This window comes from Candidatus Binataceae bacterium (genome assembly GCA_036495685.1).
Taxonomy (GTDB): domain Bacteria; phylum Desulfobacterota; class Binatia; order Binatales; family Binataceae; genus JAFAHS01.
Genome location: DASXMJ010000069.1, coordinates 1 through 16,615, shown reverse-complemented (window position 1 = coordinate 16,615; position 16,615 = coordinate 1). Strand labels below are relative to the sequence as shown.

The following is a 16,615-nucleotide window of genomic DNA, read 5'->3' as shown; positions in this document are numbered from 1 at the left end:
CCCGTTTTCAAAATGGCGAGCGCAGGTTCAGAGCGAGTTATTAAACGCCTCCGCTTCAGCCAGGAGGAGGTGCGCGCTCCGGATCAGCGAGGCCGCCTCGCTTTCGTTGATCGGAACCCCACCGAATTCTGCTCCTTCGAGTTGGCTTTTGATTTGTGTCGCGATGGTGTCGCGTCGCTGGGTCCAGGATTCGATCACACCCTCGACCATGTTGTAAGTGGAATCGTTCGTCGAGTTGCTGGTTATACCGGCGGTCGAAGCATTCAGGGTCGCCATTGCCAAGGGACCAAACGGTGCGTCTATTTGCTTGAGTGCTTGGCCCAGGAGCAGCGCGGTCTCACGGTGGTTCCCCAACGAAGCGGGCAGCACCGAAGAGTTGAGCATCTCAACGATCGTACGCCCATCATGCGAGTAGTCGTCGGTCAACCCGGTAAGGGTCATCAGCGTCGGCCGCACGTCGACGTGATCGGTGAAGAAGTCCTGGGGCTGCGTGATACCAAGGTTGCTCACCCCGGGTCCCACCATCCCGATAAAAGTCCGCCCTATTTCTGGCTGAATATCGCCGTGGTTCCAGGAGTCGCCGGTAAACACGGTTGGCCTCAAACTGCCAAATGATTCAAAAAAGAAGTTCGGGTTTCCAAAGAAGATGAAAGTCGGTGATCGAGCAGGATCGGCGCTGGTATTCATGTGCAGCAGCTTTTGTCCAGCCTCGTCGACCATCGCACCCTGCAGCTCCGGACCCATCCCGGTGCCGAGCAGGCTTTCGCTGAGCCCGGTATGCGGATTGTTGGCGCTTAGCGAGGCCATCGTGCGCTCGAGCTGCCGGACTGCAGGATCGTTAGAAGGCGGCTGACCCGGAATATAGACCGTGGGCGCATCGTCGAAGTGAATCGCGAATTGGGTTGAATCGCCGGCCGCGGCGACCAGCCCGTTAAGGTTGATATCGACTTCGCCTACACCATTGGTTCCGTAGGTACAAAATACATCGGGCGTGACCGTGCTACCGCCGTTGGTAATTTTCGCTCCATCGCAATTTGCTGGTGTCGGAGCAGCGGCAACGTTGTGGTCGCCCTCGTCGGGCGTAAATATAAACAGGGTGTTGGTCGCGTTGATGCCATCGCTGTTCAGACGCGCGAAGAACTGCCCGAAGGCCCTGTTATAGTCCGCAAGCTGCTTGACGTAAGGTTGTTCGCCGGGACCAAACGTCGACTCGGAGCTGAGGCTGAGGCCTTCCTCGTTGTCGTGAACATCGGAGATGTATGTAAAGACAACTGGAATCCCCTTTTCCAGCATGGTCGCGACGACGCCAAGGGTTTGTGTTGCCAGCGGATCAAAGCCGGTAAACCCCACCAGCCCGCTGTCCACGTTCGTCAAGACGTTGCCGTCGAGGTCTTTCAGGGGTGCACCGAAAGCTGTGTTGATATATTTCGCGCCGAACAGAGCCTTGAAACCGCTATACCCACCGGGTTCGGACGGCAGGAGGTCGTCTTGTGCTCCGTTGGCGGAACTGCAAAACCGGCTGCCGAGCGCGCAGTGGATAGCCTCCCCAATGAAATCCGCGTTCTGATGATCGGAGTCTTCATTGGCCTGCGGGCTGCCGGCACCGAAGACCTTTTGCACGTCAAACGGCGAGCGTTCGAGAACAATATTTGCAGTTGAGAAGGCGCCTACATCGCATCCTGCGCGCGCGAACGGTACCCAAGGGGCCGGCACGTTGTCGCCCGACGGGGTGGTCAAGGCGAAAGTGCTATCGTCGGTCGCCGGAGTAATATCCGAGACCTTGTCGGTCCAATAAAAGAACGACGAGGGCAAGAAGATGCTTGCCAAACCGCTCCCTGGACCAAAGACCCCAAAGTTGTTGGCGACGAAAATACCGTGGTCGTCCGAGTAAAGACCGATCTCGGTGGTCAGGATGTCGTTGGCCGTGTGCGAGATGAGAACCGTGTGGTCTCCCGCGTCGAGTGTGCCGTTTTGTTTAATGAAGTTCAGCAGATTGGGCATCTGCTCCAAGTCCGACGGCACGTTCGGATTGTCGCGTGTGAAATGTACGTTGTCGAACTCGACATAGACCACGTGTTCGATTCCGTTGCCGAGGTGGCATCCTGCCGCGCGCGACGATGACGGGACCGCAGCCAGCAGCATCAGGCCCAGTAGGGCCGATGCCAGTTTCAGAATTCGCCGAGACGATTTCACGCTAACAGTCCTCCTTGAATTGATGTTCGCGGGCTGGCGCCGAGCAGTCGGAGAGTCCCCCCTGGAGCATCTGCCACCAGCTACGCGGACGACTAGCGCAATCAATTGGTCTTCGATGTGAAGGGGCGGAAGAGTTGGAGTTAAAGCTTATGCGCAAGGATCCGGCAGCAGTGCGCGATTAGGCAAAAGAGAGCTTGGAGAACCGCCTCATTGCTTGTGAGCAGAAACGATCGCTCAATCTTCAGACCACAGGCGCGCGACATGGGAGTCACGCATCGATCTTAATTCACCGCGGATTAAGCGCGGCGCCGCCTTCTTTTGGAGGGCACCCAGGAGCACTCGCTCCACGAGCTCGCCGCTTGAACCGGCCTAACGGCCGCCGGCTAAGTGAAGGGCGAGCTCGAGACCGGCCCGCTCGGTGAACTATTTAGAGATCGCTTCGCGATGCGAGAGCACGGCCGCGGAATCCGGTGTCCCGCGCGGTTCCTCGCGGACAATGATCAAGATTCCGGCACAGGGTTGGACGTGGCCAAGGCCAGCTCGCTGGTGACCACTCCATCGGTCTCAGGTGAAGAATCAGCACGAAATCCGGAGACGGCCGAATGAAGCGGCGACGCATCGGCCTGCTCATCAATCCGGCCCAGCAGTACACGAACTCGACTGAGGTAACGCGCGTTCTCGCGATCCAGTTTCCGTAGAATCGCGGCCGCGGTGACAGGCTGTGCTACCAGATAGTCAGGATCGGCTAGTGCTTCCGCGGTCATTCGCGCAAACGCGAGACCATCATGCCAACGACCTAGTTCGTCCTGCAGCGTTCGCAACGAAAATAGCGCAGATTTGGCGGTGGCAGATCCGAGATCGCGCAGTAGTTCGATACGATAGCGAAGGCGCTTGGTCTGAATGCGGAACGCGTGGATCTCGAAAGGGTCCGCACTGGACTTGGCGCGCGCCAAACCCTCGCGCCATTCGGAGTACGCCGCGCCGACAGAGTTCTCAAGGACACGAAACGGATTGGCGTCGTCAGGCGCGCTGCCAATCGGTCCAGACTCGATCAGGCCCTGCACGCGCTGCGCCAGGGTGAACATCTTCCGGTTTGCAATTTTGTGGCGTGCCCGGCGCATCTGCCGTTGCAGTTTGGCGCGCGCCATCGCAAGTGCCATTTCCCAAGCCTGTTTTTGGGCGGGATTGCGCGTGGCCCGGATCTTTCGCGTCAAAAGCGCAATGACAACATGACAATCGCGCCAGCCGCCGAGCGATCGCCGTGTGCGTCGGAGCGTTCGGACAATGGTTCGCGCTTCGAGAGGGCGCGGGCTGGGAAAGAGTGTGACGACGACCTGCTGGAGGCGTCTGCTCCATACCCGCAAATCATGGACCGCTTCCGGGTCATCCTCGGCAAGGACCTTGGGCAACAGAGAGACGCATTTGCGGACCCGGTCGCGTAGTAGCTTTTCGAGCTGCGGGCGAACTTGGGTCGCCGGTACTGATTCCTCGGACTCAGTTAGTAAGGGAGTAACTGCCGCCACACGATCCATCCACAATCACGGGGAAACCTAGCATTCATCATCTTGTAACAATCTACGCGCGCGACCGCGCAGGCTCAAGTCACCTGCCCAATTTAGACCGACGGCGACGGTAGAATCAGCAAAAACGTATCGGCCGGAAACTGCGCGGGTGGCCGGCGATTTGGACCATCACGGTTGCGGGCCGGGACATCACCCGCGATCCAAGGGAAAGAACCGCGAGGTAACCCGGCCTCGGTCTCCGCCGCGCTTGAAGTAGGCGTTCGATCAAGTGCGAGCGGGCGGCGCTATAGCCTCCGGGAACGCATTGAGAACGGCCGCTTGCGCATCAACCAGAGGTCCGCCCGGTTGCGTCGTCCGCCGAACATACGTGCCGTCAGGGCCCAGGTCGTACGCGCGGCAGTTGTCCTCGATAGCGGGTTTGAGAATCTCGTTGCGAATCTTGTCACGCAGACAGCGAGCTGCCACCGGAAACAGGACCTCGACACGATGGTAGAAATTGCGCGGCATCCAATCGGCGGAGGAAAGGTAAAATTCCTCATCGCCCTCGGGTCCGAACGCAAAAACGCGGTTGTGCTCTAAGAAGCGTCCCACGATGGAGCAGACACGGATGTTATCGGAAACCCCGGCAAGTCCCGGGCGCAGACAGCAGATCCCGCGCACCACCAAGTAAATTTGAACTCCGGCCTGAGAAGCAGCATAGAGCGCGTTGATCGCGTTGACATCGACCAGTGCGTTCATCTTGGCGAAGATACGTGCGGGCTCGCCTTGTTCGGCGCGCCGCGCCTGTTCTTCAATTTTTGTAAGCACGGTACGCGGCAGCAGCTGCGCACCGGTAGCGAGTTTGTGAAACTTGTGATGGCGGGAAAAACCCGACAGTGAATTGAAGAGCTCCGACACGTCCTCTCCGATCTGGGAATCCGCGGTGAAGAGACCAAGGTCGGTATAGAGGCGTGCAGTGGTGGCATTGTAGTTGCCGGTCGAAAGATGCACATAGCGCGCGATGCGTCCGCCTTCGCGCCGCACTACCAGCAGAACCTTGGCGTGGGTCTTGAGGCCCTGTGCTCCATAGAAAACGTGGACCCCTGCCCTTTCCAGGGCTTGCGCCCACGCGATGTTGTTTTCTTCGTCAAAGCGCGCCTTGATTTCGACGCAGACTGCAACCTGCTTCCCGTTTTCTGCCGCCTTGATCAGGCTGCGAATCAATGAGGGATTCGATCCGGTGCGGTATAGCGTCATTTTGATCGCGAGCACGTTGGCATCTGTGGAGGCTTGTTCGAGAAAATCCAGCACCGGCGTGAAGCTCTCGTAGGGCAGATGCACCATAACGTCGCCGCGTGCGATGGTAGAAAAGATCTCGGAGCGGTTCGCGAACTGGGCGGGCGTCGCCTGGGTGTGCACCGGATCGCGCAGATCTGGGCGCGGTAACTGCGCGATCGCGAAGAACGCCGAAGCACCGAGCGGACCCGAGACGTCGTAGACGTCGCGATCGTTAATTTGCAACTTGTCGATCAGCAAACGGCGTACCCTTTCGGGTACCCCCGGTGCCAACTCGAGCCGCACCACCGAGCCAAATTTTCGCCGCCGGAGTTCCTTACTTACGAGCGCGAGCAGATCGCTGGCCTCCTCTTCCAGGATCTCGAAATCCATATCGCGCGTGACGCGGAAGGGATGGCAGTCGAGTATCTCTATTCCCGGAAAGAGTTCCTGAAGGTTGGCCTGGATGAGCTCTTCAAGCGATAGGAACTCGAACTCGCTGCCAAGCCCGTCGTTGAGCGAATCAGGCCGAAGGCCGGCCAGCGACACGAAGCGCGGCAGGATCTCCGGGACCTTGACTCTCGCGAAACGCGCTACCTGTGTGTCCGGATCGCGCACTTCGACTGCCAAAGAGAGCGAAAGGTTAGAGAGAAAGGGGAAGGGGTGGACGGGATCAACTACCAGTGGCGTCAGTACCGGAAAGACCGTCTCACGAAAATAGGCGTGCGCAAGGTGACGCGCATCGGGGTCGAGGTCCTCCCAGCGACGCATATGGATTCCGCTCGCCTCAAGTTCGGGCAGCAGAGTTTCGACCAGCAGGTCAGTAGCCTCGGCGAACAGCTTGCGGACCTCGACGCCGATCTCCGCCAATTGCTGACCCGGTGTAAGGCCCCCTGTTCCCTCCTTTATTTCCTGCGCGGCGTGCTGTTCATGCAGCGCCGAGACGCGGACCATGAAGAATTCATCAAGGTTGGAAAAAAAGATCGCGAAGAACTTCACCCGCTCCAAGAGCGGCCAATCGCTCCTGCTCGCCTCGGCGAGGACCCTGCGATTGAACGCCAGCCAAGACAGCTCGCGATCGAAGTAAAGCGCAGGGTCCGCGCTGTGAGGTTTCGGCAAGAATTCACGGGCGGAATCGCGCGGAGCTTCCGGCACCGTCGGCGCATCGCAAGATCGCGTGGTCGTCGAGTGTGGACGGATTGGCGCGACAGCGTCAATTGGCGGCGGCATGAACGATCATTGCCAACAATTCGCGGGTCAGCCTAGCCTCTCCACGCCGGCGCGGTCATCAACGCGACATTTCCGCTGCGTTAAGAGGATTTGACCTCTGTCCTCGCGGTCTCAGCTCGGGCACGGCCACGCGGAGGGAACGCTTATCGCCAGCCACTTGGCCAACGCCGCATTTACTTCGCGGGGCTTTTCCTGCGCCATCCAATGACCGCTCCGAATCGTCAACTCGGTCAGTTTGCGACAGTATTTACGCATGGGCTCCGGAAGGCGCGAATGAGTACATTCGCAGACGTAATCGTACTGGGCATTGAGAAAGAGCACTGGCATCTCAAGGTAGCCGTCGTTGTACACGCTCTTGAAGTAATCCGCGTTGACAGGGTGGTTCAGGTACCAGGAAGAAGGGCCAAAAAAGCCGTTGCGCTCCAAAGCGGCCGTGTAGATGCTCAGGTCTTCCTCGCTGACTACGTCGCCGTCGCGCGGCACGTCGGGGACCGTCCCACCAAACAGCCCGCGATTGCGCCGTGCAAGCGCAGTGACGGCGGGTTTTCCCTCGCCGGACGGGTTGCCCTTGCGAAAGGCGAGCTTTAGGAATTTGTAGACGTTGGCGTCCATGGGCGCGATCGCCTCAGCAAAATTTTCTTCATAGTGACGCATGTAGTCCCACTGACCTGCCGGATATTCGCTTTCCGGATAGATCTTTCGGTCGACTAGCGAAATGACGTGATCGAGCCCCAGTTCGATTGCGTGATACGGTACGCACAGGCTCGCCACCGCATCGCATCGTTCCGGATGGTGACTGGCGAGGTTCCAGACAACCGGACTGCCCCAATCGTGGCCCACCCAGACCGCGCTCTTGCGGCCAAACGAATCGATCAGCTCGAGCATGTCGCGGACGATATGCTCTTGCGCGTAGTCCGCGGCGCGAAGGTAGACGGATGAGCGGCCGTAGCCACGCATGTCGGGTGCGATCGCGCGAAAGCCGAGAGCGGCGAAAGCGGGTAGTTGATGGCGCCAGCTAATCGACAATTCGGGCCATCCGTGGACAAAGATGATTAGGGGGCCGTTCTCTGGTCCGTCCGCCAAGTAGAAGGTCGTATGGCGGGATGTCTTCGCGATATGTTCGGTAACTGACACGTTCTCCTCACTGACGTTCTTCTTATTCGTTTGCGCAGCCAGCCGAGTCCATTTCGCATTCTGGCGCAGCGGCCCTGGCCTTTCTATTATGCTGGAAGCAGATTCTGGACCGAGTCGACAATGGAGGGAAGCAAGATGGCAGGTGCACCGCGGATGCTTGAGGGGTATCGAGTTCTGGATTTCTCACAGTTCGTTGCGGGTCCCACCTGCACGCGGCTACTGGCAGAGATGGGCGCGGAAGTTATCAAGGTGGAACTGGCACCTCACGGCGACCGAATCCGCGCCGACGGCCTGAGGCCGCTCGACCCCAAGTTCAAGGGCACCAGCCACAGCACCTATTATCTCCAGCATAACCACAGCAAACTGAGCTTCGCGATCGACATGAAGAATCCGCGCGCGCGGCAGCTGGTGATGGCGATGCTTCCGAAGATCGACGTCGTGGTGGAAAACTTCGCTCCCGGGGTTATCGAACGCATGGGGTTCGCCTACGAGGAGGTCAAGAAAGTTAATCCGAAGATCATCATGTGCTCGATCTCGATGGCGGGTCAGACCGGGCGGCTCTCTTCCAAGCCGGGCTACGATTTCATCGGGCAGGCATACGCGGGAGTCACCGACGGTATCGGCGAGGAAGAAGGTCCGCCGGCGCTGACCACCATGGCGATCGGAGACATCTCGACTGGAGTGGCTGCGGCGATGGCAATCGGCTTCGCACTGCTCCATCGCGAAAGGACCGGAGAGGGGCAATATCTCGACGCTTCGCTGGTCGACACCTACTTTCATATGCACGAGAAACGAGTACCTCTGGTGTCGCTGCGCGGCGACAAGTTCCGTCCCTCGCGCAGCGGCTCGATCCATCCGGATGGGGGCACCACTGGAATTTTCCACTACCGCAACAATCAGTACGTTCTGCTCGCGGTAACCCCCCATCAGTGGCCGCAACTGCTCAAAGCGATGAAGATGCCCCAGCTCGGCGAAGATCCCCGATTCAATTCCGCGCGCGGACGGCGCGACAATCGCTTGGAGTTGCGCGATGAAATCGAGAAGTGGTTGTCGGGATTTGCTACTCGCGACGAAGCGATCGCCGTGCTGGATGCGGAGCGGGTGCCGTGCGCTCCGGTGCTCTCGGTCAACGAAGCCGTAAATCACCCGCATATGAATGAGCGTAAGACGGTGCGATGGGTGGACGATCCCCAGTTAGGCCGCGTTGCGATCACGTCAGTGCCGGTCAAATTCTCGGCGTGGCCGGATCGCGATAACGTGCACGCGTCGCTCTTGGGCGAGGACAACGAGCGCGTACTCAAGGAGCTGGCGGGTGTGAGTAGCGAAGAGATTCGCAAGCTTTACGAGCAGGGTGTGCTGGTGCGCGACAAAACCCTGCCGAATTAGAGGTCAACAAGGTATACGAGTCGGGTCTGTCGCCCCCGTCCTTGAAGCACGCGCACTTTTGGGAGCTCGCGAATCTCCCGCGCCCAGGCCTTCCGGATCCGCTCAGGAAGCCTGACCGTCGTCCTCAGGAAGCACCACGCTCGCAGCCCGCGGGGTCCCGCACGCGACACAGACAATTCCAGGCGTTAACCTCGTTCAGCGAAACCGCACCAGCCCTTCCGCAGACGAGGGGGTCCTTGGGTCACCAGATTAGTTGAGCCGAGCGGCGCCCAGGACCTGGGTACGATTGACGGTCACGACCGCCCGATCGGCACCTCCGAGATCATCTAGGGCCAAACTGGCAACTTCCTCGTCCGAAACCATCTTTGCCCCAGTGACAGTTACCAGGTCGCGTATAACCGCATCACGCTCTTCCTTGGCCCCGGCCGCCTTTACCGCGCAACAGCTAAGGCTGCCACGAATCTTGTTCACGATTAAGGTGGCGAGCGCTTCGCCCTCGACTTCCTCGGCCACGACCAGCAGAGAACGGCCGGAGTTCGCGACTTGCTCGAGAACGCGGAGCATCTGGCGGGCTGACGCGAGTTTACCTTGAACGATCAGGAAACAGGGCCCCTCAAGCTTAGCCTCGCGGCGAGCAGGATCGGTAATGAAGTAGGGAGAGAGATAACCGGCGGCGATTTCCACTTGGGTCTCTACTATTGTACCACTGTTCCGGAACGGCGAACATCGTCTCTTTTCCGGATGATTCACGCACCAGTTCCGCGTATTTGGTCCGGCGCGCAAATCCAAGGGCGGGCTGCACCCTTCACCGCCGCTACGCTACTCACCGATCACCTTTATAAGAACGCGCTTGGGTCGGCGGCCATCGAACTCGCCATAAAAAATCTGCTCCCACGGTCCGAAGTCGAGCTTGCCGTTGGTTACCGCCACGACCACTTCACGCCCCATCACCTGGCGCTTGTGATGGGCGTCGGCATTGTCCTCGCCGGTGCGGTTGTGATGGTAGCGCTGCGGGCTCGGGTCGAACGGCGCCAGCGCTTCAAGCCATCGTTTGTAGTCGTCGAGGAGACCGGGTTCGTTGTCGTTGATAAATACCGATGCGGTGATATGCATCGCATTCACGAGGCATAGTCCTTCGCGAACGCCGCTTTCTTTTACCGCGGCTGCGACTTCGTCGGTGATGTTCACAAAATCCATCCGCGCCGGAACCTTCATAGTAAGGTACTTGGTGTTTGAACGCATGGCAGGGTCCCTCAGAGGCGTGTGTATTTTTGCAAAGAATACCTGGCCTGCTAGAACCTGTCACAAGAGGTATGAGTGCGATGAGGCTCAAAGACAAGGTCGCAGTGGTCACGGGCTCCGGCTCAGGTATCGGCGAGGCTACCGCGAAGCGGCTTGCGGCCGAAGGCGCGGCCGTCGTGGTGGTCGACCTAAACCAGGAAGGTGCCAATCGCGTAGCCGATGAAATACGCAAAGCGGGAGGCAAGGCGGATGCCCTCCATGCCAATGTCGGTAATCCGCAGGAACTCGAGAATATGGTGAGGTTCGCGACCGATAAATTCGGGCGGCTCGACATCCTGCACAACAACGCGATTCGCCTTTACACCGGGCGGGTCGGCGAAATGTCGCTCGAACATTGGCGCAAGGCGGTCGATATCGGGCTCACGGCCTATTGGTACGCGACGCGATGCGCGCTGCAAGTAATGGTGGGTCAGCGCAAAGGCGCAATCATCAACACCGGATCGGTTTCGGGGTTGGCCGGAGATTACGGGCTCGGCGCGTACAACGCGATCAAGGCGGGAGTCATCAATCTGACCCGCGCCACGGCGATTGAGTATGCGCGCAAGGGGATTCGCTGCAACGCGGTATGCCCAGGCGCGATTCTGACACCGCCGATTTTGAAATCGCGCCACGCGCTGCCCGAGTTGGCAAAGCAGACCGAGGCGGCGATTCCGATGGGCCGCTATGGCGAGCCCATCGAAATCGCCAACGTGGTGCTGTTTCTTGCCTCCGACGAGGCATCCTACGTCAACGGCACGTGCATCGTGGCGGACGGCGGCCTGACGGCGCATACCGGTATTCCGAGCGTGGCGGGAAGCGGACCGGATTGGTAAAAGGAAGTCGCTATGGAATTTGAACGTGTCAAACTTGATATCGAAGAGAACGTCGGCGTCTTGACGCTCAACCATCCGGAGGTCATGAACGCGGTCTCGGCCGAGATGCTGGGTGGCCTCATGAACGCGCTTGACCAAGTCGAAAATCCCAAGCACGGCGTGCGATGCCTGCTCGTGACCGGAGCCGGACGCGGTTTCTGCGCAGGAGCCAATCTGCAGCCACGCACCGAAGGAGCGCGCGCTTCGGGCGACGCCGGATCGGTGCTGGAAACTCTGTATCATCCGTTTCTGCGGCGTCTGCGAGAACTGCCGATGCCAATCGTCACCGCGGTCAATGGCGCGGCGGCGGGCGTCGGGATGAGCTTCGCCCTGATGGGCGACCTTTGCATCGCCGCGCGCTCGGCCTATTTTCTCCAGGCGTTCCGTCGCATTGGCTTGATCCCCGACGGGGGTTCCACCTGGATTCTGCCCCGGCTGGTCGGCAAGGCGCGAGCGATGGAACTTTCGCTGCTCGGCGAGCGGCTGCCCGCGGAAAAGGCCCTGGAGTGGGGACTCATCAGCCGGGTGTTCGATGACACTGAGCTTATGACTAAGGCCAGGGAGTTCGCGCATGATCTGTCCAACGGACCGACCGTATCATTGCGCCTCATTAGGCGGCTGTATTGGGAGAGTCCCGACAACACCTACGAAGAACAACTGAACCTCGAGCGACAAATGCAAAGGATCGCGGGCAACTCGAGCGATTTCGCCGAAGGGGTCCGCGCGTTTCTGGAAAAACGCCCGGCAAAATTCAAAGGCGAGTGAGCGGCTTGGGTCGAGCCATCGAGGGATCGCGGTTCCCACGACGACACTTCCGACCCGCCAAATCCGGTGTCCCCACCGAACGGGATCCAATCGGAGCCGCGTCTGCGCGAGGTGACCTGGATTGAACGGCTCGCGGCGGCCTCAGTGGCGCTGCTGCCGATGGTGCTTTGTGTTCGGGTCGTTCAGTCCGTTCTTGTCAGCTGCGCTCTGGGCGATCGTATTCTGCACCTCGACCTGGGGCTGTTTCAGCGACTCGGCCAATCGATGGGTAATCACCGCAGCCTGGCATCCTTGCTCATAGCGGTAGGTTACAGCCTGCTTGATGACTTTAACGCGAGTCCGGCCTGAAGGTGCGGTTGCTGGGCTTCGATCCAGCGATCGATTTCGGGGAGCTGGCGTGAGCGGAAGCTCGCTGATTCCATGATCCTCGCCTCGGCCCGCAGTGCCTCGATTCGCCCGCCTGAGGTCTCCTGCACGGGCGCAAAATTCGCGAGCTGCTTGGCGTACGAGGGCTCCACAAAATTTGACATCAGTCGTGACATGAAGAAGTACCTGAATTCTGGCCCATGCTTTGCGGCAAGCGCGTTGAAGTTCGCAGTTGCGAACTGCAGCGCCAGCTCAGGCTGCTCACCCATCGCGACGATGAGAATCAACTCACTGGCCCGTTCCGGCGCCAATTCATCGCTGAGGGTTAACTGAAGGGTTTTCTGGATCAGTTTGGGGTCCGACGCTCGCGCCATTGCCGAGTAATAGCGCATCTGTTCGCGCCCATTGCCCGCTGTACGCGCCAGCTTTCCGAGTGCGTCGTAGGTTTGCTGATCGGCGTTGCGCCCCACTACGCCAACCAGGGCATCGCGCAGGTTCACGTCGAGCGACGCGGGATTCTCCAGAAAAACTGCGAACCGCCGCCTCGACTCGGCGGCAATCTCGGGATCGCTCAGCTCGCCGAGAGCAGAGATCAATTCCGAACGTAAAATTGTGACATCCTCGGGTTCATTGGCCGCTGCGTTCCATCCCACCCGATCGAACGCCGGGCGAAGTACCGAGCGCGCGTAGCCCTGGAAACCAACCCTGCCGGGCCGCCCCATCTCGAGTCGATTGACTTGCGCGAATGTGTCGATAACTTGGCGCCACACCGCACGATTGCGGTCGCGGGAAACCGCGGTGACGAGCCGGAAGTAGTCCGCGGGAATGAGCCGCCCCGCTTCCAGCAGCGCCCAGCTGTCGGCGAGCAGATTGACCCGATCCTCCGCCTGCATTTTCTCGATCATCTGCGTAAGGGCCGCCAGTGTCGCCGCGTCGTACTGAACGTGGTAGTAGCCGACGTCACCGACGTTCAACTTGAGCGGCGGACCGCACTGCCCCACTGAGATCTCGGCCGATTTGTCACGTAGGAGAAGAGTCGCGTTGGCTTTGTTCTCACCTGCGAGTCCCCAGTTGATGGGTACCTGCCACAAGGCCGGCGGCGCATCGGGGTAGTAGATGGTGAAGCGCTCCTGCGTAAGGGCGAGAGCACGACGTCCCTCGGCGCACTTTTCATCCGCAATAATCAGTGGCACGCCAGCCTGATCGGTGTAACTTCGCGCTATCGGCGCCACCTGCTCGCCGGATGCCTCTTCCAGCGCCGTCCACAAATCCTCGGTGGTGGCATTGCTGTACGCGTGCTCCTTCATGTACCTGCGAATGCCGGCGCGAAAAGCTGTTTCGCCAAGATAATTTTCGATCACCCTCACAATTGCGGCACCCTTTGCGTAAGTGATCTCGTCGAAGGCAATCGCTGCTTCGCTTTCGTCGGCAATCAGCTGCTTAATGGGATGGCTGAGCGTGCGCGCATCCGCATACATCGCATCCTGTTTGCGGCTTTGATTGAGAAAGACCTCCCACTCCGGATGGAAGTGGTTCTCGACCTTGGCCTGCATCCAGTCCGCGAAGCCCTCGTTCAACCACAGGTCACTCCACCACGCGGTCGTGACCAGATTGCCAAACCACTGGTGCGCCATCTCATGCGCGATGATCCCGTAGATTCTGCGCTGGAGCACGCGTGGACTCGACGTGGGATCGTAGAGCAGGAATCCATCGTAGAAGGTGATTCCGCCCCAGTTTTCCATCGCTCCGCCGAAACCTCCGGGGACCGCAATCAGATCGAGTTTCGGGAGCGGATACTTCACTCCGAAATAGTCATCGTAATAACGAAGCAATTCCATCGCGGTCGCCAAAGCATAACGCCCCTGCGGCTCTCGTCCGCTCTGCACAACCACTCCTACCTCCACGCCATCGGTGTGATCGATGATCCGCGCAAGCTCGCCGGCGACCAACACAAAAAGATAGGAGGACATCGGGGGCGTCGCCCGGAACGAGACCCGCTTGAGTCCTCCGGCGACGACATCTTCGTGCGCGATAGGCATGTTAGACACGGCAAGAAAATTCGCCGGCACCGTGACCGTCGGTTCGAAAGTGGCCTTGAATGCCGGCTCGTCCCAGCATGGGAAGACGCGGCGCGCGTCGGTCGGCTCCAGTTGTGTGGCGAACATTCGCTTGCGGCCGCTCCCGGCCGGATAGTCGACAAAAAAGAGGCCCTGACTGAATTGGTTGATTCGCGATGTAAAGGCGACGCGTAACCGATGTGCTCCGACTTCAATTGGACGAGGGAATGTTAATGTCGCAGTCTGCGCCTTCCCATCGAGAGAAACTGTAGCGCCTTCTCCCTGCTTTCCATCGATGGAAGCGGAGGCGATCACGATGTTCAGGGCGTTCAGGACCAGTCGATCAGTAGTGGTCAGGACTTTTATGTCCACGTACTCGGACCCGGAAATCGAAAGAGCATTGAGATCCGGCTTGAGGTCGAGCGAGTAGTGGACCGGCAGAACGGTCTTGGGCAGTCTGCCCGGCGTAGCCGCCAATGAAAACGCCCGGCCGGCGCGAGCGGGGCCGCAAATCAACAGGACGGCAAGGGAAAGAAACGCAAAAACACCGCGTCGGTTTGACATAAAAGGTCCGGATCACCGTGGGCGCAGATTAAAGCGCAATTCAACGCACCGACCAACACTACATTGCCGGCGGAGCCATTCCCCTTCCTGGGATCGCTACGCTGCATTTCAAAATGCAGGGTTCGCCTTTCAGAGCGAACGATAAACGCAGCCTCCCATAGCTTCGTGGAACAGTACTACCAGCGAAATCTGCTCGGCATAACTCCTGCTCATGATGCACACATTTGGTGAGGCGAGTCGTCGTTACGAAAACAGGGACCCGCCGGAAAGAGGCTTTCCATGAAAAAGGTTGAAGCAATACTGAGTTCCCATTGCCTAGATCAGATCAAAGAGGCCCTCTTCAGTCGGGGCTGCCAAGAGATAGTGGTTTCCGACGTCCGGCATCCCTGCAGCCGGCAAATGAACTACCGCGGGCTCAGCTATCTGGCCGATGCTCCACGGGTCAAAATCGAGGTCATAGTCTCTGACGCTGATGCCACGGCGACCGTCGACGCGATTTTGCAGAACGTTACAGGCGGGGCTCAGGACGAGCGGGTGTCAATCGCCCATGTCGAGAAGGTCATTTCGATTGGAGAATCTATGGCCCTGATGGACGCGCCAGATTCTCGAGAATTGAACACACCCTCAACCGTGCGGCCCTTCATTTCCCATCACGGGAGCGTGCGACCCGCCCTTCACTAGCTTCTGAGATTGGTCCGCTCACTATAGAAGCAGGTCCTCGGCCATTATCGTGATGGTAGCCGCGGGATCTATGCGTACTCCGCGGACGCTTTCGCCCGTCCAACGTCCCCACATCGCAGACACTTGACGCATAGCTCGGTATCTGATTCGTGCGAACCAACCGAGCGGAGGAACTTCAATCGTCCGCTTTCGGAAGACGGGGCCTCTAAAGGCGGGACACGGTCCAATGCTGAAAGTTGCAGCGCGTCGGGAATTCTCGGGTTCCGCCAGCGCCTCTCCAGTCTGATCGATTGAAATGACCGAGCCGGGCCGATCGTTTACACGGAAAGTCCATTTGCAGCGCACGCACATGTATAGATACGGACGCGATGTGGACTTGTCACTCTTGGGTAGAGCTTCAATTGCAAAACTGTGTCGTCGCACTTGCGGAGCCAAGGCCGCATCTTTCGGCGATTTTCGTGCATTAGATGTTCCGGGCGGGCTGGCCTGCCAGCGGGGATGAATCGTGGTAACTGAGTTCCACGGGTAGATGCCCATCACGGGCGAATGGCTGGCCTTGCTGAGTGGCCAGGCTGCAAGAGTATCACGAACCACTTTCATCGTAGTGCCCTAACGGGAGCGCCAACTAAACAGGTGCGCTCTTACAAGGTTCGGTGTGCAAGTAACGCGCCCATGACAGCCCGTTCGCGCCTCTAGTGGCCGGCCCATTCCTTCTGTCGTCTACATCGGCAGAGATGCCGCGAAAACCCGCCTTTTTGTAAAGAGACCAACCCCTCGATCCTGGCCGACATTCGGACAGCGACCAGACTGCGGCAGATTCGGCAATGCAAAATGAATCGCAGCGAATTTTCAACGTGAACACTTTTTTGTTTCGAGCGCTCGCCGAGTCAGCAAATCCAACGGTAAGTTCTCGGCATAACACGTGCTCCGCACATTGCCGGGTGCCGCACACTTCCAGAGCCGCGAACGACTCGGGCAGGAAGGCCAAGAGGAACTTACTCCTCTGACGGAACTCGAAAATCGGATAGATAGATGAAAAAAATAGAAACCGTCATTACCGAACGCGTGTTCCAGACCGTTCGCGACCTGTTGATGGCCGAGGGACGCGACGTCGTTGTGTCCGAGGTCAGAGCCGAGCACGACCGAGGGCATACTCTTAACCATCGTGGCATCGCCTACCACGGTTACGAGTCGCGGCTTAGAATCGAAACTGTCGTTTCCGATTCAGAAGCGATGTCGGTGGTCCATGCGATCCTCACGGCTTCCCGAGGGTTGGACTCCACAGACCATGGGGTTGCTGTCTCACACG

Annotated in this window: 12 protein-coding genes; 5 read left to right on the top strand and 7 right to left on the bottom strand. The window is 59.0% G+C overall.

The annotated features are described in order from the left end of the window. Positions 1–27: 27 nt before the first annotated feature. The 4 genes from VGI36_07885 to VGI36_07870 form a co-directional block, all read right to left on the bottom strand. Complete coding sequence (locus tag VGI36_07885; protein ID HEY2485053.1) at positions 28–2,193, bottom strand: hypothetical protein; 2,166 nt, start codon at positions 2,191–2,193, stop codon at positions 28–30. 500 nt (positions 2,194–2,693) lie between these two features. Further along, a complete protein-coding gene (locus VGI36_07880) occupies positions 2,694–3,725 on the bottom strand; it encodes a CHAD domain-containing protein (GenBank protein ID HEY2485052.1) in 1,032 nt (343 codons plus the stop codon). Positions 3,726–3,980: 255 nt separating this feature from the next. Continuing rightward, positions 3,981–6,125, bottom strand: coding sequence for a polyphosphate kinase 1 (gene ppk1, locus VGI36_07875; protein HEY2485051.1), 2,145 nt, complete (start codon positions 6,123–6,125; stop codon positions 3,981–3,983). A 186-nt stretch (positions 6,126–6,311) separates the two neighbouring features. Beyond that, positions 6,312–7,334, bottom strand: a complete 1,023-nt coding sequence (locus VGI36_07870) for an alpha/beta hydrolase (protein HEY2485050.1) — start codon at positions 7,332–7,334, stop codon at positions 6,312–6,314. A gap of 135 nt (positions 7,335–7,469) precedes the next feature. Between VGI36_07870 and VGI36_07865 the strand changes: the two genes are divergently transcribed. Then, on the top strand, positions 7,470–8,720 hold the full coding sequence (locus tag VGI36_07865) for a CoA transferase (protein ID HEY2485049.1): 1,251 nt from the start codon (positions 7,470–7,472) through the stop codon (positions 8,718–8,720). Positions 8,721–8,969: 249 nt separating this feature from the next. Here VGI36_07865 and VGI36_07860 read toward each other — a convergent pair whose 3' ends face one another. Next, entirely contained in the window at positions 8,970–9,404 is a 435-nt protein-coding gene (locus VGI36_07860; protein HEY2485048.1) for a hypothetical protein, read from the bottom strand. Positions 9,405–9,539: 135 nt separating this feature from the next. Then, positions 9,540–9,962, bottom strand: coding sequence for a secondary thiamine-phosphate synthase enzyme YjbQ (locus VGI36_07855; GenBank protein HEY2485047.1), 423 nt, complete (start codon positions 9,960–9,962; stop codon positions 9,540–9,542). Between the two features lie 80 nt (positions 9,963–10,042). On the opposite strand from VGI36_07855, the gene VGI36_07850 reads away from it, so the two are divergent. Both VGI36_07850 and VGI36_07845 read left to right on the top strand, forming a co-directional pair. Continuing rightward, positions 10,043–10,834: a glucose 1-dehydrogenase gene (locus VGI36_07850; GenBank protein HEY2485046.1), complete on the top strand. Its 792-nt coding sequence runs from the start codon at positions 10,043–10,045 to the stop codon at positions 10,832–10,834. Between the two features lie 12 nt (positions 10,835–10,846). Continuing rightward, positions 10,847–11,638 (top strand): enoyl-CoA hydratase/isomerase, encoded by a 792-nt coding sequence (locus tag VGI36_07845; GenBank protein ID HEY2485045.1) that lies wholly within the window; start codon positions 10,847–10,849, stop codon positions 11,636–11,638. A 308-nt stretch (positions 11,639–11,946) separates the two neighbouring features. On the opposite strand, the gene VGI36_07840 is transcribed toward VGI36_07845, so the two are convergent. Continuing rightward, positions 11,947–14,625, bottom strand: coding sequence for a M1 family metallopeptidase (locus VGI36_07840; GenBank protein ID HEY2485044.1), 2,679 nt, complete (start codon positions 14,623–14,625; stop codon positions 11,947–11,949). A gap of 279 nt (positions 14,626–14,904) precedes the next feature. On the opposite strand from VGI36_07840, the gene VGI36_07835 reads away from it, so the two are divergent. Both VGI36_07835 and VGI36_07830 read left to right on the top strand, forming a co-directional pair. Continuing rightward, positions 14,905–15,306 carry a P-II family nitrogen regulator gene (locus tag VGI36_07835; protein HEY2485043.1) on the top strand — a complete coding sequence of 134 codons (402 nt, stop codon included), beginning with the start codon at positions 14,905–14,907 and terminating at the stop codon, positions 15,304–15,306. 1,032 nt (positions 15,307–16,338) lie between these two features. Continuing rightward, positions 16,339–16,615, top strand: a 277-nt coding sequence (locus tag VGI36_07830; GenBank protein ID HEY2485042.1) for a P-II family nitrogen regulator, incomplete at its 3' end; no start/stop codon positions are given.